The organism is Mesorhizobium sp. M0317, from assembly GCF_040321555.1.
Taxonomy (GTDB): Bacteria; Pseudomonadota; Alphaproteobacteria; order Rhizobiales; family Rhizobiaceae; genus Mesorhizobium.
This window is the reverse complement of sequence record NZ_JAMYRV010000006.1, coordinates 121,292-142,337: the sequence shown is the minus strand read 5'-3', so window position 1 is coordinate 142,337 and position 21,046 is coordinate 121,292. Positions and strand designations below refer to the sequence as shown.

The window sequence follows — 21,046 nt, the reverse complement described above, 5'->3', positions numbered from 1 at the left end:
ATCAACTCACTTTCCAGCTGCGGTCCGAGTTGCTCTTGCTCCCGACGGGATCCTGATTGAGACATTTTGCAACCTCGACAAACAGGCCAGCCAAAAGATTTCGGTCGGTCTTGACGTTGCTGAGGTCGGCAAACATCTTCTCGATCAGCATCTGAACGCCTTCATTCTTCTGCTTGATTTCCTCACGCAGCAAATGATCGTTTCGATTTATCCGGTCCGAAACGTCGCGCTCGAGCGCGCTCAACTGATCCGACAACGTGCGCACCTGCTTTTCAAGAGCCTGGTTTTGCTCGCGAAGATTCCGGTCGATCTCCTTGTCGGCATCGGCTCGTGAATCTTTTTCGCTCCGCAATTGCCCTGCAAGCGAATCGATCTGCTTCTTTGCATTCGACTCGTACATTTCGAGATTGCGCTTGGCCTCGGACTCGACATCCTTGAAGCGCTGCAACACCCGTTCTTCAAGCTTGGAAAAACGGCGGTCATAGTCCTGCATCTGGTTGCCGAAGAGCAGGTCACGGATCTTGTCGACACCGACGGCGTCGCCGGCGGTTCCGTTTTCGCGGGCCTGAACTCCCATGAAGTTCAGCCCGTTTCCTTCTGTGTTACCTATCAGATTTACGTCCGCCTTCTTTTCTGAAGAAGCGGAATTCGAAGATTCCTTAGCCATCCATATACCCCCATTGAACACATGCCGTCAGGTAAGCATGTCAGCAATCGGGCCGCAAGCCGGATTCGTCTTGACTTATGCCTATTCATGGGGCAGCCGAGCGCGGTGGCTAACGGCTCGGCAATGGCAATCAGGGGGCGATGCCCTCTCAAAGGCGCGGAGCGTGCGGACGGTTCCGGGTATCCAAAAAGCGGCCTTCAGTCGAACGTCGCCAGCGGCTCGGCGTTGATCTCGACCCACTCACAGCGACGGCTTTCGTGGTAAAAAGACTGGAAGGGCGGCGGGAACGACGGGTCGGCGAAGGCGCCGACGGGAATGGCGATCACACCGGGCTGCGTGTCGATGCGATAGTGGACGGCGGCGCCGCACTCCGGACAGAAATTGTAGATGACGCGGCCGCCCTCGTCGCCGGCGCGCGTGAACTGCTTCGCCCGCCCCTCGATCGATACATCAGCTTGCGCAAACCGGACATTGTAGCTGAAGGCGCTGCCGGTGCGGCGCTTGCAGTCGAGGCAATGGCAGACCGAGATGCGCACCGGCTCGCCCGAACAGACGGCTGAAAGCTGGCCGCAGAGACATTGCGCGCGGCGCGTGACCATTGTTTCTTCCTCCCCTTCACATCACTGCGTATCGGCGCTGGCCCTCAGTTCCGTCCGCTTCTGTTCCGAAACCATGGCTAGATCCAGCACCTTCTGCAGTTCGGCGGCATGGTGGAATGAAGGCTCGGCCTGCACGCCGCTGCGAACCGCATCGACGAAGCGCTGGTAATTGGTCGGCACCGTGCCGGCGTCGAGCACCTGCCATTTGGCGTTCTCGATATCCTCGCCGACACACGCCTTCAGTTCCGAACCCTCGAGATTGTGCACGACTTCGATGCCGCCCTTGTCGCCATAGATGCGCAGGCGCAATTCGTTGATGTGGCCGGTCGCCCAGCGGCTGGCGTGAACGACGCCAAAGGCGCCGTTGGAGAAATCCAGCGTCATGGCGAAGCTGTCATTGGCGTCGAGGTCGTATTCGCCGATACGGTTGCCTGGCGCCTTGTCGAAGGTGCGCAGCCGGCAAAACACGTGGTCGACGTCGAGTGCGGCGCCATAGCTGGCGAAATCGAGGATGTGGATGCCGACATCGCCGAGCACGCCGTTGGAGCCGTGGTCGCGCGACAGCCGCCACAGCCATTTCGGGTCGGTGCGCCAGTCGCCCCAGAATTTCGAGACCAGCCAGCTCTGTAGATAGGAGGACTCGACGTGGCGGACGGTGCCGATCTCGCCGGCCAGCACCATCTGCCGCGCCTTCTGCAAGGCAGCGACATTGCGATAGGTGAGATTGACCATGTTGACGATGCCGGCCGCCTCAGCCGCTTTGGCCATCTCGCTTGCCTTGCCGAAGTCTTCGGCCAGCGGCTTTTCGCACAGCACCGGCTTGCCGGCCGCGATCAACGCCATGGTGGTCGGGTGGTGAATGCGGTCCGGCGTGACGTTGGCGACCGCATCGAACTCGCCCCACGCCAGCGCGTCTTCCAGCGATGTGAATCGCTTCGGTATCTTGAACCCGTCGGCGAATTCGCCCACGCGCTTTTCATCGACGTCGACAGCACCGACGATCTCGACGCCGTCGATACCGCCGAAGCGGCGGGCATGCTCCTGCGCCATCCAGCCGGTACCCAGTATCAAAAGCCGCATTCTCTGCACTCCGAGCGAATTGGTTCGATTCAATCATATGGCGCAGATACGGTCTAGGAAACCCATGCGGAAAACCGCTACGCCTTTTTTCCTGGATTTTGCTTTAGCGGAAGCCGGCCTCGCCCGAAGCGTGCAGCTTGCCGCCGCGCTCGACGATCGGCTCCAGCGCCTTCTCGACCGGCACGTTCGGCGCCTCAAGGATCGCCGACTTGGTGCCCTGCGGATTGTGCGCCCACTTCACCGCATTGCGCAGCACCTTGTGCACATTGGCGTCGTGATAGGTCGGATAGGTCTCGTGGCCCGGGCGGAAGTAGAAGACATTGCCGGCGCCGCGGCGATAGGTCAGCCCAGAACGGAACACCTCGCCGCCCTGGAACCAGGAGATGAAGACGGTCTCCAGCGGTTCGGGCACGGCGAACTGCTCGCCATACATTTCTTCATTCTCGAGCTCGAAATATTCGCCGACGCCTTCGGCGATCGGATGGCTGGGACTGGTCGCCCAGAGCCGCTCGCGCTCACCCGCCTCGCGCCATTTCAGCGTGCAGGGCGTGCCCATCAGCCGCTTGAAGATTTTCGAGAAATGGCCGGAATGGAGAACGATCAGCCCCATGCCTTCAAAGACCCGGCGGGCGACGCGCTCGACGATCTCGTCGGCAACGGCGCCATGGTCCTTGTGGCCCCACCAGACCAGCACGTCGGTCTCGGCCAAGCGCGCCTCGGGCAGGCCATGCTCGGGCTGTTCGAGCGTGGCGGTCGAGGCGGAGATCGCCTTGTCGGCATTCAGCGCCTTGGCGATGGTCGTGTGCATGCCCTCGGGATAGAGGGCTGCGACCACCTCATTGGTCCGCTCATGGATGTTCTCGCCCCAAACGACAGCGCGTATTGTCATGATGTCCTCGTGGTGAAGCCGACCCGCAGGGGTCACTCATAGTCTGCCTGGGGGTGAAAAGGGAATAGGCAGTGGGGAATAGGCAATAGGGGCAGAAAGACAAGGAACAGGCGATGGACGCTCCTGGGCCTACTGCCTACTGCCTACTGCCTACTGCCTACTGCCTACTGCCTACTGCCTACTGCCTTACGCTCCCCGGCCTTCCTGAGCGACCCGCGTCAGCGGCTTGGTCAGGCGCGGCACGACGACGAGGCGTTTGATCTTGCCCTTCTTGTAGGCAGCAAGGAAGCGGGCATAGTCCTTGAAGACGACGCAGCCATTGGATTCCGCACGGCCGCCGCGCAGCATGTAGGTGTGGGCGAGCAGGCCGTCGCGGCCGTATTTGTTGCCGCCGCTGACGGGAGTGAGACGGAGCGCCTCGACGCCATGGAAGCGGGATTCGCGCAGTCGCAGATCATAGGTGTTGGGCGGCGTCGGGCCGACATTCTTCTTGTGCACGAAGCGCGGCTGGTCGACCATCGAACCCAGCCCCGAATGGGCCTCCAGCCGCGAGCCGTCCGGCATATAGACGGTCTTGGCCGAGATATCGTACACGGCGACGCCGCCGCCCATTCCGGGCGTGGCGAACAGATCCTTGAAGGCGCGACCGACACCGCCCGCCGGGACGTCCGGCTTGGCATAGGCCAGCATCTCGCCGGCCTGTGTCTTCGACCGTTTGCCAGGCTTGATCCGGCTTGATTGGATGCTCTGGCTGTCTGGCACGCCAGGCAGTGCGGCGACCTCCGAAGTACTGCGGGGCGAGCGCGGCGACGAATTGCCCGGCGACTGGGGTGCGGGGCTCTCGGCCGTCCTGTCGGTCTGTGGCTTGGCTGCCCTGGGCTTGCTGGCTTGCCGAGCCTCGGCAGGCTGAGCGGTTTCGGCGCGTGGACGCCAACCGGGCAACGCAATGTTGTCGGGCAGATCGTCCTGCGGCGGCAGCGAAGCGACCTGAACCTCGGCCTGCTCAGGATCCTGCCCTCCGGCGATTGCTTCAACGGCCGGCGGCGGGGCCAGCATGTCAGCGTCTTCCGGCAAGCTGTTGGCCAGCGCCAGCGCCAGGCGCGATGAGCGTTCGATCTCAGCCACTTCCGGCCCAAAGCGTTCCGAGGCCGGGCCATGCTGATCGGGCAGCCGGACTTCGGCGAAACGGGCAGCGACCGGAAGGCTGGCAAGCATGAAGGGCGCATTCGAGGCCTTGGCGAAGGCGGCAGCCAGCTTTTGCGGCGACAGCTCTGCCTTGGCCACCACGCCGTCGAAGCGCATGCCGCGCGAAGTGGCGAGAGCGACGCTGGTGTTTGGCGCAATGTTTGAGGCGACACTGCTCGGGGCCACAGCGTGCGTGGCCGGCTTCAGCCGCGCCATCTTGCCGTCATGCGCGAAGTTCGCGGCGGCATGCCCGCAGCCGGCGTCGCATTGGCTGAGCAGCGAGGCCTGTGATTTTTGCGCCGAAAGCCGCGGCGCCCACGAATTGGCGAGGCTGCGGCGCGAATCGGCAAGTGCTGCGTTCGGCAGAAGCAGACTGTGCGGAAGGCTGTTGGAGGCTGCGGTGAGCGAGGTGCCGAGCGAATAGAGGCCGGCCATGGTTGCCACCGACCACAGCGCCAAGGCCGCGCCGACAACCGGCACCACCACCCAGCGCTGGCCGGATCTCTTCGAAGTCAAACCCCGTTCAGGAGTATCGCCCCGGTCTTTCAAACGCAAAAACGCCATACAACCACTCTCAATCGGCATGCAGGCTTGCGACCCTCGCATCCGTGACATCCACAGTTCGCTGGTGCCCCCTGCACCTTTCGCGTCTGTTGCCGATTGAATCAAAAGATGGACAAAGTTGGTTAACCAATCCCTCCATCAGCCACCGATTATGCGGCGCCTGATACGAAAAAAAGAGCACTCCATGGTCTGCGCCACGGTAGAATGCTCTCCCTCACCCCCGCCTTGCTGCCCGTTTTTGCGATCCAAGTCAAGGAAACGCTGCGTCAGCTTGCTGCAAGCCTGTGCTGATTGCCCGCTGATCGGCCTTCTCAATCAGTTGACCTTCCGGTGGCTGGAAGGTCTATCTGCTCAGAGACGGAGACCTCCGGCGACGGAAATTTACCGATGAGAACCGGCATCACGACCGAAGAATCCGACTGCAGGTCGAACCCCTGCTGCGGCTGGCTGAGCACGGATGAATGGGGCAAGGACATGGCGCCGTGAGATGGACTGTGAAAGCGGCGCTGCTGTGGCTGGTCTGTGCCCTTACGATGGGCGCCTCCGTCGGCAGCGGACCGATCGTCGCGGCCCGCCAGGCGTCGTTGAAGGAGATGGCGGCGGCTGCGAAAACCATTGCCGGCATGTTCGACCGCAGGCAAGCCTATGACGCGGCAGCCTTCAAGGCGGCAGCGGACACGCTGCGCGCGCGCATCGGCCCTGCCCTGATTGCCGAATTTCCGAGCGGCTCGCTTGGACCGCCTTCGCAGGCCAGGCTGGAGATCGATCAGTCACGGGCGGAATTCGAGGCCCTGGCAAATCATATCGGAACGCTGGCCGACGCTCTGGCGGCCAAGGCCGAAAGCGCGCCGGCCGTCATCACCGATGACATGCGCATGGGCACCGGCCTGGCGATGGGCGGCGGCAGCCTGCTCGGCAAGCGCTCGATTCCAGAGGAAGCCGATCCGACCAAACTGCCGGCGGAGCATATCCTGCATCTCATCCTGCAGGATTGCTCGACCTGTCATTCGAAATTCCGGCAAAAGGTACAGTGAAGCGACATTATCCGGCGGAGCATTTCTTACTGGCCTGCGCCACAGTCACTTTGCATACAAGTAAATTCGTTTGTGCTAATATATCGCCGGTCGTGCATATCCATGCATGACGAGCATCGGGAGGATGCAATGAAAACCATGAATCGCAGGTCTGCAATTGCCCTCGGTCTGACGACCGCCGCGGTAGCGCCTTTGTTCACCTTGGCGGCATCGGCAAAAATCAAGAAATACGGCCCGAAAGAGGGCAAGGAGATTGCGCCCGGTGTCAGGGTGGTGGAGGTCGGCACCGGCAATGCAGACATTCCCGCCTACAAGAGCATCGCAATTATCGACGTTGTGTTTCAGCCCGGAGCACATGCTCCTCAAACCGTGATGGACAACGACATGGTGTGCACCATTACCTCAGGTGCATTCACGATCAAGAAAGCGGACAAGGAATTCAAGCTCAAGACGGGTGATATGTACACCTGCTCCAAGGGCAAGACCGATGAAGCGACGAATACAAGCAAGGAGGTCGGCGTGCATCGCATCGCCGTATTGATACCCGCATAGCAGATGGAATTCCGGCCGGACCACGCCGTCGCGAGTCCGGCCGGCCAGACGAGGCGATCTCGTTCCGTCGTCAGCGCGGCCATCTCACGCCAGCCACTCCCTAATCGCCGAGCGGGCGGGAACGGCGCCCATGTGGTCTTCGCGCTATGGCTTTGTTTGGGCATGATCTTTTGGGGAAGCTGGCTTGGTTTTCAAATCATCGGCTAGGTCGAATGGCTGATCAACCAGCGCATCCACGTGGCCAATACGGAGATCGAAAACCGCAGGAGTTTTGCCGGCCACCAGGCGGTGTTCGAGGCGATCGAGCGCCGCGCATCTGGAAAACGCCCGGAGCAAGTTCAATTCAGGTTCGGGCAGATTGGACTAGCCGGCAGACGCGGCAGCGCTCTGGCGCAAAGCAAAAGCCCGCCGTTCAAAGCCGGCGGGCTCCCTTCAATCATACAGCGCGATCCGGTCGCCGATAACCAGGACGACCGAATTTCGGCCTTCAGCGGCTGGTTGCGCTCAGGGGGCGGGCTTCGACGGGTTTGAAGCGACCAGCGATCCGAGTTTGCCGGCTTTGGCCAGACTCGGCTTTTCGTAAGTTTTCTTCACAGAATCCCTCCTCTAATGGCATCAATTTCCTCTGCCAGGCCTGTTTTGTCAAATCTGGCAGCAGTCCGTCACAGGTCCCGGCGGCAATTCGTGCCGTTACGCCGGCTCGCGCTTCAGCGCCTGCGCCATGCAGTGAATGCCGCCGCCGGTCTTGGAAATCTCGCTCATGTCGACGGCAGCAACCTCGAAGCCGCGCGCTTTGAGTTGGCCGATCAGCGACTGGCTCGACGTCGGCGCGATCACCCTGTCCTTGCCGAGCGACATGAAGTTGCAGCCGAGCGCCATCGTGTCCTGGAAGGGCACGTCGATGATCTCGTGGCCCTTGCCCTTCAGCCAGTCGACAATGCCGGGCTCGGTGCAGGCGAGGCACACCGCGGTGAGCTTTTCAGCGATCGGCACCACCATCAGGTCGATATGGACATAGTATTCGTCGATGAAGGCGAGGCGCGTTTCCCAGCCTTCCTTTTCGAACCAGTCCTGCACCTGCCGGGCGCCCTCTTCCTGCGTGCGGGCGCCGCCGCAGCCGATCAGCACCACGCCCTCCTCGATGACGTTGAAGTCGCCGCCTTCGAAGGTGCCAGCCGTGACCATGTCGTAGATGGGGATGCCGAGCTTTTCATAGGTGCGGATGGCGGCATAGTTCTCGCCGCGCCGCCACCAATTGGCCATGGCGGTGATGAAGGCGCCGTAGGGCGTCATGACGCTGGAGTCTCTGGAATAGACCTGCATCGGCAGTTCCGGCGTCGGCTCGTGCCAGTGGATGTTGACGCCGAAATGCTCATAGGCGGCGACGAGGTCCTTGTGCTGCGCCTGGGCGATCTGAACGTTGCAGGGCGCTTCGCGCAAATGCTTGCGCGAGAGCGAGCTGGTCGAGAGGTGACGCAGGAAGTTTGGCGAGCCGAGCAACACGTCTGTCAGCACGTCGGTCTCGTTGGCAAAGCCCCATGATGTCAGCGGCTTGGTGCCGCCGGCGGGATTGCGGCGCTGCAGCGAGAACGGTTCGGCGATGATGCGATCATGGACGGTCATAAGGTTCTCCTCGATTTGACTATGCAGCTTGATTGGATTGGCTGCTCGGAATCCACCAATCGCGTCCGCGCGCGGTGGTGATATATTCCGGCCAGCGGAAATTGATCGGCGGGTCATAGTCGCAAAGCGGCGCGATCCAGTTGGAGCCACCAATGCCGCCGCCGGTGCAGGTGACGAATTCGTCCATGGCTGCATCACGCGCGGACTTGTCCTCGAGCAGGCGGAGGGCTGCAAGCGCAACCGTCTTGGCGGCGCAAATGACCATCGGGTCAATGGTGGCCGAGATACCGCCCAGCGCGTTCATCGCCCAGGATGGATAGGCATGGCCATTCGCCGAGCGCAGCGCCGGGCGAGCGACATAGAAGCGTGCGGTCGGCGTGTGCCACGACATGTCGGTGTAGTCGTCGGAGGTCGAGTTGATCTGCGACGGAGGCAAATCGCGGCGCAGGATTGCCTCGGCCTCTTGCGGCGCAACCAGCCGCTCCATCTCGTCGATGAAAGGGTTGTCGGTCGCGGTGCCGCCGGCATTGACCTGGACCTCGCGACCGATCGCTTTCGCCGCCTCGTCCCAGCTCGGAGCGCCAACGGTGGACAGCGCCTCATAGGCAATCCCCGCCATGGCGTGATTGGCGAGGCCCGGCCTCGACTTCGACACCCAATGGCGCTCATAGCGACAACCGCTGATCGCCGCGGCCGCGGCCGCATTACGGTCGAGCACCGCGGCGACCTGCTCTGCCATGGCAATGGTCGGCACGCGGATCATGTACTGGATCTCGGCCAGCCCCGCCGGCAGATTGTCGGCGGTCGCCTGCCCGGCGGTGAGGATCGCCTCGCTGATCGACCAGCCGCCCTGGTGAGGCAGCATGGAATCGCGCAGCGCCTTGGAGGTCATGTACATCGTCATCAGCGCGTCATTGGCACCGGGCGCCCGCACCGCCGAATGCGCCTGCGGGATCGGCGCGCCATCGCTTGCGCGAACCCAGTTTTCGGGTTCGTCGCAGACAAAACGGTAGATCATCGCGTAGGCCGCGCCGCAATGCGTGTCCCAGCGCGCCGTGTTGCAGAGCGGCAGCATATAGAAGGGGTGGAAGGAGATCATGCCGGCAAGGCCGTCATAGTAGCCCTTGGCCGCATGGATCGGCTTCGAGCCCCTGACCTTCTCGGCCGGCTCGCCGGTGAAGCGCAACGTCCCCTCGATGCCGTGGCGTTGCATTGCCGCCTTGGTGGCGAGAAGTCCGCCGAGGCCGGCAATGCCAAGCCCGGAATGCGGATCGGTGTGGCCGCCGGCCTCGCTGCCGAGGCCCGGCCGCGATCGCTTCACCGTTGCCGCGTCCTGGCAGTTGCCGGGCACGGCGTCGTATTCGCCGTACATGCCGATGGTCGGCCCCGGGCCGTTCGTCCAGTGGGCGCAAAAGGCGGTCGGCATGCCGGCCGACCCTTCCTCGACCGAAAAGCCCTCATGCTTCAGCCGCGCGACATACCAGGCCGCCGACTGGTATTCGCGCCAGGCTGTTTCGCCGAAATCGAAAATGGTGCGCGTCCACGCCGACAGCGACGGCTGGATGCTATCGAGACAGGCAAGCGCGGTGGCTTGCGCCGAGGTCGTCACCGGTTTCTCCATGCGGCCCAAGAAAGCAGTGAAGCGGCATTGCAAAAAGTGATATGTTTTTCCGGTTCATGCAAATTCGGTTCACCTGAGGCCTCTTGCGAATACCTTCCACACAGGCGCTGCGCGCCCTCGACAGTTTTGCCCGTCACGGCAGTGTCTGGCGCGCAGCCGATGAACTGCATTTGACCCGCAGCGCCGTCAGCCATCAGTTGCGGCTGCTCGAACGCGACCTCGGCTTCGACCTGCTGGAGCGCATCGGCAAGGGCGTGGCGCTGACACCGCGCGGCCAGCGCTATGCCGCCGATGTGAGAAAGGCGCTGACGGTGCTCGGCGATGCGGTGACGCGCCAGGCCGGCACGGGCGTCGGCGGTTCGTTCGCCGTTTCCTGCACGCCGGGCTTCGCCTCTCTGTTCCTGTGCACGCACATCGGCGAGTTCCGGCAGATGTATCCAGACGTGGCGCTGTCGATCCTGACGCCGCGGCGGCTGGACGATGTCAGCAATCCGGACGCCGATGCCTTCATTGCCTTCGGCGTCGGCAACTGGCCGAACCGCTCGGTGGAGTTGCTGTGCGAAATCTCGTTCACGCCACTTTGCAGCCCGACACTGCTCAACAAGGTCGGCGGCTTTTCAAAACCGGCCGACGTGCTGCGCGCCAATCTCCTGCATCTCGGCGACACCGAGGACTGGGCGCGCTGGCTGGCGCTGTCCAAGGTGGAAAACCCCGACACCGAAAGCGGTATCTTCTTCTCGGACATGAACCTCGTCTTCTCCGCGGCGATCGCCGGACAAGGCATCGCAATGGGCGACGAACTGACCAGCCGCCGCGCGCTCAGCGAAGGCCGTCTGGTGCGCCCCTTCGACATCGCGATCCCCTCGCCGCGCTCGTATTTCCTGGTGTCGGAACATGCCAAGGCCAGCCACCCGGTGCTGGAAGCATTCAATGGGTGGTTGAGGTCGAAGCTGTCGGAGAACCGGATCAGCCCGTACTAGCCCCCATCCGTGAATCAAATTTGCCGATCAGGCGAAAACTATTCGGTTGCGGTGAGCCGGCGCACTGCCCTACGCTCAAGCCACGATCAAGGAAGAGGCAGGATGCAGCAACCCGGCCGGGCCGCAGAGATCAAGGCAATCGGGATCGGCAAGAGCTTCGGCTCGTTCCAGGCGCTGGACGATCTGACGCTCAATATCGGCCGCGGCGAGTTTTTGACGCTGCTCGGCCCCTCGGGTTCCGGCAAGACCACCTTCCTGATGATTCTGGCCGGCTTCGTGCAGCCCACCGTCGGCAGGCTTTTCAGCGACGGCGTCGATATCACCGAACGGCCGGCCGAGCAGCGTGCCGCCGGCATGGTGTTCCAAGGTTATGCGCTGTTTCCGCATATGTCGGTCGAAGCCAACATCGCTTTCCCGCTCAAGGTACGCAAGAAATCGGCTTCCGAGATCAAGCGCCGCGTTGCCGAGATGATCGAGCGCGTCGGCCTCAAGGGCCATGAGACGAAACTGCCGGCGCAGCTTTCCGGCGGCCAGCAGCAGCGCGTGGCGTTGGCCCGCGCTTTGGTGTTCGAACCCGGCGTGCTGCTCCTCGACGAGCCGTTCTCGGCGCTCGACAAGAGCCTGCGCGGCCAGATGCAGGCCGAGATGAAGCGGCTGCATCAGGAGACCGGCACCACCTTCGTCTTCGTCACCCACGACCAGAGCGAGGCGCTGGCGCTGTCGTCGCGCGTCGCCATCTTCAACCACGGAAAATTGCTGCAGGTCGGAGCGCCGGACGAGGTCTACGACCGGCCGGACAACCGCTTCGTCGCCGAGTTCCTTGGCGAGATCAACATGCTGCCGTTGAAGGGGGTCAAGCCCGCCGACAATGGCTCGACGGGCCTCTGCGAGGACCGCGCGGTCAACATGCTCTGCAAGGCCGAGAAAGTCCGTGGCGATGCCATATTGGCGATCCGGCCCGAACATATGTCGATCACGCGCGAAGCCGCCGCCGGCGAGAACGGCATTGCCGCCACCGCCATCGGCTCGACCTATCTGGGTGCGGCGACCAAACTCGATCTGACGACACGCCAGGGCGCCAAGGTGACCGTCTCGGTGCCGAACGAGGTCGCGGCGGCTGCACTCAGCAAAGGCAATTCCGTCTGGCTGACATGGCCGGCGGAAAAGGGTTTCCTCCTTCCGGACGGAGGATGACGACGAGAACGGCGAAGTCTTCCAGCAAAGAATCTGGAGCGCGCCATAACCACCGGAACCAAAACGAAAAAGGGGAACTAAAATGACAAACCAAAGCAAAAAACAAGCCATGGACGGGCTGACCGCCCGGGCTGTGCGCGGCGAGATTTCGCGCCGGCAATTCACCCAGCTTGCAGCCCTCGTGCTGGCCGGCACACCGATGCTGCTGCGCTCGACCGGTGCCTTTGCGCAGGCCAAGGAGCTGGTGCTGGTCAACTGGGGTGGCGATGCCCTTACCGCTTATGACGCCGCCTACGGCCAGGCCTTCACCAAGGAAACCGGCATCACCGTCAAGATGGACGGTTCGGGCCCGACCGAAGGCGCGATTGCCGCACAGTTCAAGAGCGGCGCGCCGACCTGGGACCTTGTCGACGTCGACCCGTTCTCGGCCATCACGCTCGGCGCGCAGGGTGCGCTCGAGCCGATCGACTACGCCATCGTCGACAAGAAGAAGATGCGCGAGGGGTTCGGCTGGGAATACGCGGCGTCGACCTATTTCTTCTCCTATGTCATCGCCTATGATTCCGAGAAATACGGCAAGGACGCGCCGACCGGCATGGCCGACTTCTTCGACGTGAAGAAGTTTCCGGGCAAGCGCTCGCTCTACAAATGGGGCGTGTCGAGTTGGGAAGCAGCGCTGCTTGCAGACGGCATCGCGCCGGCCTCGCTCTACCCGCTCGACCTGAAGCGAGCGCATGACAAGATCGCCGCTTTCAAGGAAAACGTCGTGGCTTACTGGGGCGGCGGCGCCGAGAGCCAGAGCGTGCTGCTCAACGGCGAAGCCTCGATGGCGATCGTGTGGTCGACCCGCGCCTCGCTGATCGAGCAGGACTCGGGCGGCAAGATCAAGTTCATCTGGGATCAGGGCCTGATTTCGCCCGGCGCGCTGGCCGTGCTCAAGGGCAACCCCGGCGGCAAGGACGCAGCGATGAAGTTCATCGCCAGCGCCCAGGATCCGCAAAAGCAGCTGGTGATGTTCGACAAGCTCGGACAGGGTCCGGCCAATCCGGCCGCCGATGCGCTGATCCCCGCCGACAAGAAGCGCATCAACCCGGTCGATCCCGAAAACATGAAGAAGCAGATCGCGCTCGACATGGACTGGTACGCCAAGAATTACGGGGCAGCACTCGACGAATACACCAAGATCATCTCGGCCTGACCAGGCCGGGCACGAGCTTCGATGAGAGGCACCCTCTCCGACAGGATGGGCGCGGCGGTGCTGATGGCGCCGCTGCTCCTGTTCCTTGTGCTGGCCTACGCCTGGCCGTTCCTCGGCGTCGTCAAGTGGAGCGTCACCTTGCCGACACCGGGGCTCGGCCAGTATGGCGCGCTCGCCACCGATGCCCTGGTGCAGTCTGTGTTCATCCGCACGCTGCGCATCGCGCTGATCGTCACCGTGGTTTCCGTGGCGGCGGCATACGCCATCACCATGGTGTGGGTGCGCGGCAGCCCGGCACAGCGCATAATCGCTGAATTCTGCATTCTCGTCCCCTTCTGGATCTCGGTGCTTACCCGCGCCTTCGGCTGGGTGGCGCTTTTGTCCAACCGCGGCCTGATCAACACCTGGCTGCAATCGATCGGCTTCATCTCCGAGCCGCTGGCGCTGGTGCGCAACGAGTTCGGCGTCATCGTCGGCATGACGCATTTCCTCATTCCCTTCGCGGTGTTCCCGCTGGCCTCCGCCATGCGCAGCCTCGACGAGCGCGTGCTGCTCGCGGCGCGCGGGCTCGGCTCCAGCCGCATGCGCACCTTCTGGACCGTGTTCGTGCCGATGACGCGCTCCGGCATCATCGGTTCGGCGATGATCGTGTTCGTGTTCTCGCTCGGCTTCTTCGTCACGCCGGCGATCCTCGGCGGCGGCCGCAGCGTGATGATCGCCGAGCTGATCTATCTCCGCATCTTCCAGAGTCCCGACTGGGGACTGGGTGCGGCGATCAGCGTCGTGCTGGTGCTGTTCGTCGGCGCGCTCATGGCGCTGCTGTTCCGCTATGTCAGACCGAAGCAACTGATCTGATGCCGACCTATCGCCCCGGTCCCGTCTCGCTGATCCTCGCCGTGCTGGTGGCACTGTTCCTGCTGCTGCCGCTGCTGGCGGTCATCCCGGTGTCGCTGACGCCAAGCCGCATGCTGGCTATGCCGACGGGCGAACTGTCGCTGCGCCACTACCGCGCGCTGATCGAGGATCCGCGCTGGCTCGACGCCATCCTGCTGTCGATCCGCATCGGCATCGTCAGCAGCGTCATCTCCACCGTGCTGGCGCTGTGCTTCAGCCTTGGCGCCTGGATGTTCCAGCCGCGATTTACCGCCGCCCTTGTCGGCTTCGTGCTGTTGCCGATGGTGGTGCCGCCGGTGGTCTCGGCGATCACGCTCTACTTCCTGCTGACGTCGATCTCGGGCATGAGTTCGTTCTTCGGCTATGACACATGGCTCGGCGTCGCCATGGCGCATTCGGTGATGACGGTGCCTTTCGCCACGGTGCTGATCCTGGTCTCGCTCAGCCAGCTCGACCGCCGCATCGACCTTGCCGCGCGCGGCCTTGGCGCCGGCGTGTGGGAACGCGCCACGCGCATCATCATGCCCAACATCAAGTTCGGCATCGTCACCGCCGCGCTGCTGTCCTTCGTGCTGTCCTGGGAAGAGATCGGCGTCACCCTGTTCATCACCTCGGTCAACGCCATCACGCTGCCGCGGCTGATGTGGATGGGCCTGCGCGACAACATCGACCCGGCGATCGCCGCGCTCTCGGTGATCCTGATCATCATCACCGTGCTGGTGCTGGCGGTGAGGACTGTGGTGGTGAAGATGCGCGGCGGGCACTGAGCCAAGGTGGCCAACAACAATCGGCGATAGCCAAGCCGCTGTGTGAAGGGCGTTACGGACGGTGAGCGCCGGGTACATTACGCGGCGTCATGGGAAACCTGCCGCTGGTGACATTTGCCTTTGTGTCGGTGCTCGGAATGGCGGTTCCGGGACCGGACGTCGTGCTCGCCATCACCAACGGCTCCCGCTACGGTTTTCGACGCGCGTTTCTCGGCATGGCCGGCGTCGTACTGTCTGATTTCGTTCTTATCAGCATCGTCGCGCTGGGCTTCGGCGCTCTTCTGCTGGCTTCGGAATTCTATCTCTCGGCTCTCAGGATGTTCGGCGCGGGCTATCTGCTTTTCGTCGCCATCGGTACCCTGCGCACCGCATCCCGACCTTCGTTCAACCCTAACCTTCCCGAAACACGCCATTCAGCCAAGGCACTCATTGGGCGCTGCTTCCTGGTGGCGGTCACAAATCCGGCGGCCTGGCTGCTTTTCCCCGCGATCCTGCCGCATTTTGTCCGCGTGGATGAGCCGATCGCGATCCAGTATGGCATCCTGGCCATTATCGCCGCGCTTGCCGATGTGTTTGTGCTGACGTTTTACGCAGCCCTTGGCGCGCGGGCTGCAAGGCTTCTGGCTGGGCCAAACGCCGTGTGGATCGACCGGTTTTACGGTATCGCCCTGCTTGGTCTTTCGAGCACTTTGATCCTGCAATCCCTCGGCCATCTGAGATAGTCGACACAGGAACACACAGGCCCGGATTTTAGCAATCGGCCCGCAGTCAGCTTGCGAAGAATCTCGACAGCCTTGCAGCCGTGTCTTCGGGGTGCTCTTCCGGGAAGAAATGCCCACCCTTGACCGAGCCGCCTCCGACGTTATCAGCCCATTGCCGCCAGATCGCCAACGGGCCGCCCTCCTCCGCATACCAGTTCTCCAACCCGCCCTCGCCGCTCCAGAGCGCAAGCAGCGGGCATCTGATGCGACAGCCATCAGCCTGGTCCTGCGCGTCGTGCTCGCGGTCGATGCCGGCGGCGGCGCGATATTCCTCGCAGATGGCGTGGGCATGGGCGGGATCACGCAGCGCCTCGATATAGGCGGCCCTGACCTCAGCGGGAAAAGCATCTGGAGCCGAGCCCCAGCCGGCGATCGCATTGTCGACAACTGCGTCGGGTGCTGCGGACAACAGGCGCTCCGGCAGCGGTTCCGGCTGGGCGAGCAGGCTCCACGGCCAGAAGGCCAGCGCCAACCTGGCATCGGCCCGATCCCAGGCGGAGGCCGTGGGGACGATGTCGAGAACGGCGACTTTCGACACGGTTTCGGGATGGTCGAGCGCCAGCCGGTAGGCGACGCGACCGCCACGGTCGTGGCCGGCAACCATGAAACGGTCGAAACCGAGAACGTCCATAACCTGCACCATGTCGCGCGCCATCGCTCGTTTGGAATAGGCGGCATGATTGGCTCCGGAAGCCGGACAGCCGCTTTGTCCGTAGCCTCTCAGATCGGCGGCAACCACGCTGAAGTGCGGCGCCAATGCCACGGCGATGTCCCGCCACATAACATGCGTTTCGGGAAAGCCATGCAGGAGCAGCAGCGGCGGCCCTGAGCCACCGGCCCTGACGAAGATCGATGTCTCCTCCATTTGAACGGTCCTGGCGTCAAAGCCCGCAAACATCAGCTGCCGCCAACCAGTCCGTGGCTGGAACGGATTCGCAGCACCTGGACACCCTTCGGCAATTCGATCAGGAACTCCTTGTCGCGGTCGAGATGGTGGATGCTTTGCGGATCGCCGCCGGTAAAGGCGGCCATCGCCTCGACGCTCTCCCAATAGGAGATGGTGATGAATTCCGAATGCGTCGGCGTGTCCTCGCGAAAAGTCTGCACGCCCAGCGCTTTCTCGATCAGCGGCTTGATACCGACCTCGTAATTGTAGCGCTCATAGGCGTCGGCCTTGTCGGGCAAGGTCCTGCCGCGCCAGATGCGCGCAATCGTTGGGGTTTTCGGTGCCATCTGCCATAAACACCTGAGCGCCGGCCGTGTTCCGAAGATCTCGACTGGTGGCAGCCGGATCGCGGTCCGAACCTGCGAGCAGAGGCCGGCCAAGTTGACTAGCTGTCGCGGTCAATGCACAAGGAGCCATGGTCTGAGGGCGGGACGGTGACGCATCGGTCTGCAAAACCGACGTAGTGGGTTCAATTCCCACTCAGGCCTCCACACTATCTCTTTGAAGTTGTTGGCGATCCCGACAGGATTCGAACCTGTGACCATCGGCTTAGAAGGCCGGTGCTCTATCCAGCTGAGCTACGGGACCGCTGGCCGGCATTTGATATCTTGGCCGGCTGGTGTCTATGTGCCAGGCGCTGACCGCCGGTTAATGCGTCCAGGGTATCCTGCGGTCATAGCGGAAATTTTCCGCATAGGAAATCTGCCGGCGCTTGGTCTCTTTCGGCTCCTCGACACGGAAGGCCAGGCCCTGCTTTTCGGCATAGGCCACCGCCTCTTCCCTGGTGTCGAAGGTCAGCCTGATCTGGCTCAGCATGTCGCCCGATGTGGTGTAGCCCATCAGCGGGTCGATCTTCTTGCGTTGGGCGGGATCGAATTCCAGCACCCAATGGCCGGTCTTGGCCTTGCCGGACTGCATCGCGGTTTTGGCTGGGCTGAAAATTCGCGCGGACATGGGCACCTCGTAGCTGCGTTGGCGGTAGCGCCGCCTTATTTCAGTCAATACTGTGCAACACTGCCGACGGCAAGGCCGAAGCGGCCTGCAACCAGGCCGCTTCGGCAGCGGCATCGGCCCGATACACTGGCGTAGCATCAAAAGTCATGGTCATGATGGTGACACAAAGAGGCATGGACGCAGGGATTTTGCACGCCGAGGCCGACAGCCAAGCGATTTTCGACGGCGCGATCGTGATCGGCGCCGGGGCAGCCGGCTTGACCGCAGCCCATGCGCTGCTCAAGACCGGCTTGCCTGTGATGGTGTTGGAAAAGGAAGCCCGGCTGGCCGAGCCATGGCACGGGCGGCACGAGCGACTGCATCTCAACACGCATCGCGACCTTTCGGCGCTGCCGGGCGTTTCCTTTCCTGCCGGCACCCCTGCCTTTCCGCACCGAAACACCATCATCGGCCATTTGAACGAATTCCACGCCATGCACCGGCTGCCGGTCGAGTTCGGCATTGCGGTCGAGGAGATAGGCTTCGAGGGCGACCACTGGCTTGTGCGGACCAGTGCCGGGCCGCGGCTGGCGCGCCATGTCGTCATCGCCACCGGGCGCGACCGGCAGCCCTTCATCCCGGCCTGGAAAGGCATGAAGGCCTTTGCCGGACGCATCATCCATTCGGCCGCATTCGGCGACGCCAAGGCCTATGCGGGCAAGAAAGTGCTGGTCGTCGGCGCCGGCAATTCCGGCTTCGACGTGCTCAATCACCTGGCGGCAGCCGGCACGGGACAGATCTGGCTGTCGGCGCGCAACGGTCCGGCACTGCTGCCCAAGCGCCTCGGCCAGATCGCCGTCCACCGGTTTTCGCCGATCCTGGCGCGGCTGCCGTTCAAGCTCGCCGATGCGGTGATGGCGGCGACGCAGCGATGGGCCTTCGGCGACCTCACGGCCTACGGCCTGCCGCCGACGCCTTCGGGCGGCGCAAGCCGGCTGGCGTCGGATTATACCGCCATCGCCACCGATGACGGCGCCGTCGATGCCATCAAGGACCGCAGGATCATCGTGCTGCCAACCGTGCGGGAATTTACCGGCGACACGGTCGTTTTCGACGATGGCGCGACGATCCAGCCCGATATCGTCATCGCCGCGACCGGCTACCGCACCGGGCTCGAGGCCATGCTGGGCAAGCTCGGCGTGCTCGACCAAAAGGGCGTGCCGCTGTTCAACGGCGCCGACAGCGACCCGAAACTGCCGGGCCTGTGGTTCACCGGCATGCGGCCAAGCATCCGCGGCTGCTTCGCCAATGCTCGCATCCAGGCCAAGGCGATCGCAGCCAGGATTGCGCGGGAGCGCAGACCGCCAAGCCCCGTTTGATGTTTTAGGGGTTGCGCGACAGGGTCCGGAACCGTATACGCCGCAGGGCCTCGGAGTGTAGCGCAGCCTGGTAGCGCATCTGGTTTGGGACCAGAGGGTCGGGAGTTCGAATCTCTCCACTCCGACCATTTTTTCCCACAAAGCCAGTCCTTGCCCAAGGTCACTCCCAAGGTCGCCAATGGCTGCCTCGCCGGTAGCGCATGGCGGCACGCATTGCCCAAGCAGCAGCCGCTCGCCGATCGGACCCTACATTGGAACACCAGTTCGCTCCGAGAGTTGTGTATGTTCAACCCAAGGAGCAAACAATGAAAACCCTTCTCATCGCCTCGATGATCGCGTTCGCCGGAACGGCGGCTTTGATCGCACCGGCGCAAGCCGCCAGTCTGACTATCCAGTCCGATGACGACGATCAATATTCGTCCGACGATGGCGATATACAGATTCTTCGCCATCACCAGCGCCACAAAGACTATAGCGATGACTATGGCGACGACTACAGCGACAACCAGGATGGCCAATGGCGGCGCCACCATCGCCATCACCGCTGCCATATCGAACTGGTCAGGCACTGGCGCCATCACCACAGGGTCGTCGAAGAGGTCAGGGTCTGCGGCTGATCCGATCGCTTTAGACCTGCTACGGCCGAGTTTGGCGACCGGAGCACCAATCTGACCTAAAGCGCGTCTCATTTGAACGGACTCACGCGACGCGCTTGATGTCTTGTTTGATGCATGTTTGATGCATGTTTGATGCATGCGGTTCTCTCAAAACCGGGGCCACTTGAGCGACATGCATCAGGCGCCCGTGTCATCGAACAGCATCCCTTCGGCGGGTTTGGCTAAAAATCGACGCAGGGATAATCCCCTCGCTTCCACTTCTATCGCCGGTCTAAAAGCGCGTCGCGCTGAAACGTATCCAGGCGACGCGCTTTGATTTTTGTTTTGATGCATGTCGTTCTCTCAAAACCGGGACCACTTTTGAGCGACATGCATTAGACTCCGGGCAAGGGGAGATTCTGGATGCTTGGTCTCGAGGCATGGCTTTCGCTGATTGGCCCTGCCTACTTCGCTTACATCGGCATCACGGTTCCGTTCGTCGTCGTCTGGGCCATTATCTGTGCGGCCCTGTGGATCTGGAACAACCGGCCGAGCAAGAGGCAAGGCCCTCCCCGCTCGTGGCCCGCCAGCGTGCTGTTCTTTGTCGTCGTTGCCGCGTGCTACGTGGCAGCGCATACGGTGGTCTATCTGCTGGTCCGGTATCTGGCGGCGTTGTGGGCATAAACGTAGCTCTATAGAGCGCTCTCGATATCGGTCTTCGAAAAATCGTCGCCAACATAGAGTAAGCGGCAGGCTCGATCCTTTGCCACTTCATAGGCAAAGCAATCGCCGAAATTGAGCCCGGCCGGATGAATACCCTTGCCCCATCGCCCATACGCCTCGGCTATGCGTCGGCCAGAGGCTGGTGTCACCGCCGTGACCTCGAAGCCGAGCCCGTCGATCAGGCCGGCCATTTCCTCACCGACATTGCGCCTATCCGCCACGATCAGCGCCTCGGCCACTGTGCCAGCCGAGATCAAAATATCGTCTTCGGCTTCCAGCGCCGCAATGCAGGCACTGGATTGAGGTTCGGCAAGAACGATCGCCATCAGGGCCGAGGTATCGACCACGATCATTCGGGCAGGCCATCAGCGCCATAGAGGAAATCCTGGCTCCGCGCGGCATCCGACCCGGCCTTTGCCTTGGCAGCGCCGGATGCTCGCATTGCCTCCAGCAATGCCCGGCGGCCTTTCCTGTCAGGGGCAGCCTTCACGGGAACAAGGCGCACGGCTGCATGACCATGGCGGGTCAGGATAATTTCATCCCCAGCCTCGGCACGACGCACCAGTTCGGTGAGCTGCCCCTTGGCGTCTGTAACGGATACCTGCATTGACCGCTCCTTTATGGACCATGCTCTGGTCCATATCCAAAAAGTAGACCATCTAATGGTCCATTTCAATGCAGGACGATGAGATCTTGCGGCTTGGTGAAGTCTGAATGACAGCTGGCGCGCAATCGTAGGCCTTGCGGCGATTCTATCTGAAGGTAAGCTCGCCGGGCGAGAACCCCAATCATCACTCCCGGCGAGCCTACAACCCGATCAGGAACGCGATCAGGACCGGGGTCAGCCGGCAAACGCAGTGT

General features: G+C 62.6%; 24 protein-coding genes and 3 tRNA genes. 14 read left to right on the top strand and 13 right to left on the bottom strand.

Going from position 1 to position 21,046, the window contains the following annotated elements:
* Position 1: 1 nt before the first annotated feature.
* The 5 genes from NKI88_RS07960 to NKI88_RS07940 form a co-directional block, all read right to left on the bottom strand.
* Positions 2 to 667, bottom strand: a complete 666-nt coding sequence (locus NKI88_RS07960; protein ID WP_023670314.1) for a hypothetical protein — start codon at positions 665 to 667, stop codon at positions 2 to 4.
* 197 nt (positions 668 to 864) lie between these two features.
* The gene (locus tag NKI88_RS07955; protein ID WP_023715108.1) at positions 865 to 1,266 is read right to left on the bottom strand and encodes a GFA family protein; all 402 of its coding nucleotides are present in this window, start codon (positions 1,264 to 1,266) and stop codon (positions 865 to 867) included.
* 21 nt (positions 1,267 to 1,287) lie between these two features.
* Positions 1,288 to 2,346, bottom strand: a complete 1,059-nt coding sequence (locus NKI88_RS07950; protein ID WP_023684783.1) for a Gfo/Idh/MocA family protein — start codon at positions 2,344 to 2,346, stop codon at positions 1,288 to 1,290.
* Positions 2,347 to 2,449: 103 nt separating this feature from the next.
* On the bottom strand, positions 2,450 to 3,235 hold the full coding sequence (locus NKI88_RS07945) for a ThuA domain-containing protein (RefSeq protein ID WP_027048848.1): 786 nt from the start codon (positions 3,233 to 3,235) through the stop codon (positions 2,450 to 2,452).
* Between the two features lie 186 nt (positions 3,236 to 3,421).
* Complete coding sequence (locus NKI88_RS07940; protein ID WP_502909437.1) at positions 3,422 to 4,984, bottom strand: DUF2778 domain-containing protein; 1,563 nt, start codon at positions 4,982 to 4,984, stop codon at positions 3,422 to 3,424.
* Between the two features lie 482 nt (positions 4,985 to 5,466).
* Between NKI88_RS07940 and NKI88_RS07935 the strand changes: the two genes are divergently transcribed.
* The 3 genes from NKI88_RS07935 (at position 5,467) to NKI88_RS07925 (ending at position 7,101) form a co-directional block, all read left to right on the top strand.
* Positions 5,467 to 6,018, top strand: coding sequence for a cytochrome c (locus NKI88_RS07935; protein ID WP_352654514.1), 552 nt, complete (start codon positions 5,467 to 5,469; stop codon positions 6,016 to 6,018).
* Positions 6,019 to 6,147: 129 nt separating this feature from the next.
* Positions 6,148 to 6,570 (top strand): hypothetical protein, encoded by a 423-nt coding sequence (locus NKI88_RS07930; protein ID WP_023684778.1) that lies wholly within the window; start codon positions 6,148 to 6,150, stop codon positions 6,568 to 6,570.
* Positions 6,571 to 6,807: 237 nt separating this feature from the next.
* Positions 6,808 to 7,101, top strand: coding sequence for a hypothetical protein (locus tag NKI88_RS07925; RefSeq protein WP_352654512.1), 294 nt, complete (start codon positions 6,808 to 6,810; stop codon positions 7,099 to 7,101).
* 159 nt (positions 7,102 to 7,260) lie between these two features.
* On the opposite strand, the gene NKI88_RS07920 is transcribed toward NKI88_RS07925, so the two are convergent.
* Both NKI88_RS07920 and NKI88_RS07915 read right to left on the bottom strand, forming a co-directional pair.
* Positions 7,261 to 8,193: a dimethylarginine dimethylaminohydrolase family protein gene (locus NKI88_RS07920; protein WP_023711883.1), complete on the bottom strand. Its 933-nt coding sequence runs from the start codon at positions 8,191 to 8,193 to the stop codon at positions 7,261 to 7,263.
* Positions 8,194 to 8,212: 19 nt separating this feature from the next.
* Entirely contained in the window at positions 8,213 to 9,814 is a 1,602-nt protein-coding gene (locus NKI88_RS07915; protein WP_352654510.1) for a zinc-binding metallopeptidase family protein, read from the bottom strand.
* 83 nt (positions 9,815 to 9,897) lie between these two features.
* On the opposite strand from NKI88_RS07915, the gene NKI88_RS07910 reads away from it, so the two are divergent.
* The 6 genes from NKI88_RS07910 to NKI88_RS07885 all read left to right on the top strand — a co-directional run bounded on the left by NKI88_RS07910 (position 9,898) and on the right by NKI88_RS07885 (position 15,569).
* Positions 9,898 to 10,794, top strand: coding sequence for a LysR substrate-binding domain-containing protein (locus NKI88_RS07910; protein ID WP_023705214.1), 897 nt, complete (start codon positions 9,898 to 9,900; stop codon positions 10,792 to 10,794).
* Between the two features lie 102 nt (positions 10,795 to 10,896).
* The gene (locus tag NKI88_RS07905) at positions 10,897 to 11,988 is read left to right on the top strand and encodes an ABC transporter ATP-binding protein (RefSeq protein WP_023824105.1); all 1,092 of its coding nucleotides are present in this window, start codon (positions 10,897 to 10,899) and stop codon (positions 11,986 to 11,988) included.
* Positions 11,989 to 12,070: 82 nt separating this feature from the next.
* Positions 12,071 to 13,186, top strand: coding sequence for an ABC transporter substrate-binding protein (locus NKI88_RS07900; protein WP_023689052.1), 1,116 nt, complete (start codon positions 12,071 to 12,073; stop codon positions 13,184 to 13,186).
* A 21-nt stretch (positions 13,187 to 13,207) separates the two neighbouring features.
* Positions 13,208 to 14,041: an ABC transporter permease gene (locus NKI88_RS07895; RefSeq protein ID WP_023670301.1), complete on the top strand. Its 834-nt coding sequence runs from the start codon at positions 13,208 to 13,210 to the stop codon at positions 14,039 to 14,041.
* Positions 14,041 to 14,847, top strand: coding sequence for an ABC transporter permease (locus NKI88_RS07890; RefSeq protein ID WP_023742344.1), 807 nt, complete (start codon positions 14,041 to 14,043; stop codon positions 14,845 to 14,847). Before NKI88_RS07895 ends, NKI88_RS07890 begins: the two co-directional genes overlap by 1 nt.
* Before the next feature lie 107 nt (positions 14,848 to 14,954).
* Positions 14,955 to 15,569 (top strand): LysE family translocator, encoded by a 615-nt coding sequence (locus NKI88_RS07885; protein WP_245261757.1) that lies wholly within the window; start codon positions 14,955 to 14,957, stop codon positions 15,567 to 15,569.
* A gap of 46 nt (positions 15,570 to 15,615) precedes the next feature.
* Here NKI88_RS07885 and NKI88_RS07880 read toward each other — a convergent pair whose 3' ends face one another.
* Positions 15,616 to 16,506, bottom strand: a complete 891-nt coding sequence (locus NKI88_RS07880; RefSeq protein WP_023684769.1) for an alpha/beta fold hydrolase — start codon at positions 16,504 to 16,506, stop codon at positions 15,616 to 15,618.
* On the bottom strand, positions 16,506 to 16,841 hold the full coding sequence (locus NKI88_RS07875) for an antibiotic biosynthesis monooxygenase family protein (protein ID WP_352654507.1): 336 nt from the start codon (positions 16,839 to 16,841) through the stop codon (positions 16,506 to 16,508). The genes NKI88_RS07880 and NKI88_RS07875 overlap by 1 nt, the downstream gene beginning before the upstream one ends.
* 130 nt (positions 16,842 to 16,971) lie before the next feature.
* Between NKI88_RS07875 and NKI88_RS07870 the strand changes: the two genes are divergently transcribed.
* Positions 16,972 to 17,045: transfer RNA gene (locus NKI88_RS07870), tRNA-Cys, on the top strand.
* 20 nt (positions 17,046 to 17,065) lie between these two features.
* Here NKI88_RS07870 and NKI88_RS07865 read toward each other — a convergent pair.
* Positions 17,066 to 17,142 (bottom strand) — tRNA-Arg (locus NKI88_RS07865).
* 60 nt (positions 17,143 to 17,202) lie between these two features.
* Positions 17,203 to 17,508, bottom strand: coding sequence for an ETC complex I subunit (locus NKI88_RS07860; protein ID WP_023670294.1), 306 nt, complete (start codon positions 17,506 to 17,508; stop codon positions 17,203 to 17,205).
* A gap of 173 nt (positions 17,509 to 17,681) precedes the next feature.
* Here NKI88_RS07860 and NKI88_RS07855 point away from each other — a divergent pair, with 173 nt between their 5' ends.
* The 4 genes from NKI88_RS07855 to NKI88_RS07840 all read left to right on the top strand — a co-directional run bounded on the left by NKI88_RS07855 (position 17,682) and on the right by NKI88_RS07840 (position 20,146).
* A complete protein-coding gene (locus tag NKI88_RS07855) occupies positions 17,682 to 18,866 on the top strand; it encodes a flavin-containing monooxygenase (RefSeq protein ID WP_352654505.1) in 1,185 nt (394 codons plus the stop codon).
* 51 nt (positions 18,867 to 18,917) lie between these two features.
* Positions 18,918 to 18,994 (top strand) — tRNA-Pro (locus NKI88_RS07850).
* A 177-nt stretch (positions 18,995 to 19,171) separates the two neighbouring features.
* Positions 19,172 to 19,483, top strand: coding sequence for a hypothetical protein (locus NKI88_RS07845; RefSeq protein WP_023689055.1), 312 nt, complete (start codon positions 19,172 to 19,174; stop codon positions 19,481 to 19,483).
* Positions 19,484 to 19,885: 402 nt separating this feature from the next.
* A complete protein-coding gene (locus NKI88_RS07840) occupies positions 19,886 to 20,146 on the top strand; it encodes a hypothetical protein (RefSeq protein ID WP_023701878.1) in 261 nt (86 codons plus the stop codon).
* A gap of 8 nt (positions 20,147 to 20,154) precedes the next feature.
* Here NKI88_RS07840 and NKI88_RS07835 read toward each other — a convergent pair whose 3' ends face one another.
* Both NKI88_RS07835 and NKI88_RS07830 read right to left on the bottom strand, forming a co-directional pair.
* A complete protein-coding gene (locus NKI88_RS07835; RefSeq protein WP_023819147.1) occupies positions 20,155 to 20,538 on the bottom strand; it encodes a type II toxin-antitoxin system VapC family toxin in 384 nt (127 codons plus the stop codon).
* Positions 20,535 to 20,792 (bottom strand): type II toxin-antitoxin system Phd/YefM family antitoxin, encoded by a 258-nt coding sequence (locus tag NKI88_RS07830; protein ID WP_023711889.1) that lies wholly within the window; start codon positions 20,790 to 20,792, stop codon positions 20,535 to 20,537. The genes NKI88_RS07835 and NKI88_RS07830 overlap by 4 nt, the downstream gene beginning before the upstream one ends.
* Positions 20,793 to 21,046 lie beyond the last annotated feature (254 nt).

Excerpts from the sequence above, each read along its gene's own strand:
- NKI88_RS07955 (WP_023715108.1), bottom strand. The coding sequence starts at position 1,266 with ATGGTCACGCGCCGCGCGCAATGTCTCTGCGGCCAGCTTTCAGCCGTC.
- NKI88_RS07835 (WP_023819147.1), bottom strand. The coding sequence starts at position 20,538 with ATGATCGTGGTCGATACCTCGGCCCTGATGGCGATCGTTCTTGCCGAA.
- NKI88_RS07845 (WP_023689055.1), top strand. The coding sequence starts at position 19,172 with ATGAAAACCCTTCTCATCGCCTCGATGATCGCGTTCGCCGGAACGGCG.
- NKI88_RS07830 (WP_023711889.1), bottom strand. The coding sequence starts at position 20,792 with ATGCAGGTATCCGTTACAGACGCCAAGGGGCAGCTCACCGAACTGGTG.
- NKI88_RS07920 (WP_023711883.1), bottom strand. The coding sequence starts at position 8,193 with ATGACCGTCCATGATCGCATCATCGCCGAACCGTTCTCGCTGCAGCGC.
- NKI88_RS07880 (WP_023684769.1), bottom strand. The coding sequence starts at position 16,506 with ATGTTTGCGGGCTTTGACGCCAGGACCGTTCAAATGGAGGAGACATCG.
- NKI88_RS07915 (WP_352654510.1), bottom strand. The coding sequence starts at position 9,814 with ATGGAGAAACCGGTGACGACCTCGGCGCAAGCCACCGCGCTTGCCTGT.
- NKI88_RS07905 (WP_023824105.1), top strand. The coding sequence starts at position 10,897 with ATGCAGCAACCCGGCCGGGCCGCAGAGATCAAGGCAATCGGGATCGGC.
- NKI88_RS07855 (WP_352654505.1), top strand. The coding sequence starts at position 17,682 with ATGGACGCAGGGATTTTGCACGCCGAGGCCGACAGCCAAGCGATTTTC.
- NKI88_RS07960 (WP_023670314.1), bottom strand. The coding sequence starts at position 667 with ATGGCTAAGGAATCTTCGAATTCCGCTTCTTCAGAAAAGAAGGCGGAC.
- NKI88_RS07940 (WP_502909437.1), bottom strand. The coding sequence starts at position 4,984 with ATGGCGTTTTTGCGTTTGAAAGACCGGGGCGATACTCCTGAACGGGGT.
- NKI88_RS07875 (WP_352654507.1), bottom strand. The coding sequence starts at position 16,841 with ATGGCACCGAAAACCCCAACGATTGCGCGCATCTGGCGCGGCAGGACC.
- NKI88_RS07900 (WP_023689052.1), top strand. The coding sequence starts at position 12,071 with ATGACAAACCAAAGCAAAAAACAAGCCATGGACGGGCTGACCGCCCGG.
- NKI88_RS07895 (WP_023670301.1), top strand. The coding sequence starts at position 13,208 with ATGAGAGGCACCCTCTCCGACAGGATGGGCGCGGCGGTGCTGATGGCG.
- NKI88_RS07860 (WP_023670294.1), bottom strand. The coding sequence starts at position 17,508 with ATGTCCGCGCGAATTTTCAGCCCAGCCAAAACCGCGATGCAGTCCGGC.
- NKI88_RS07945 (WP_027048848.1), bottom strand. The coding sequence starts at position 3,235 with ATGACAATACGCGCTGTCGTTTGGGGCGAGAACATCCATGAGCGGACC.
- NKI88_RS07890 (WP_023742344.1), top strand. The coding sequence starts at position 14,041 with ATGCCGACCTATCGCCCCGGTCCCGTCTCGCTGATCCTCGCCGTGCTG.
- NKI88_RS07840 (WP_023701878.1), top strand. The coding sequence starts at position 19,886 with ATGCTTGGTCTCGAGGCATGGCTTTCGCTGATTGGCCCTGCCTACTTC.
- NKI88_RS07950 (WP_023684783.1), bottom strand. The coding sequence starts at position 2,346 with ATGCGGCTTTTGATACTGGGTACCGGCTGGATGGCGCAGGAGCATGCC.
- NKI88_RS07930 (WP_023684778.1), top strand. The coding sequence starts at position 6,148 with ATGAAAACCATGAATCGCAGGTCTGCAATTGCCCTCGGTCTGACGACC.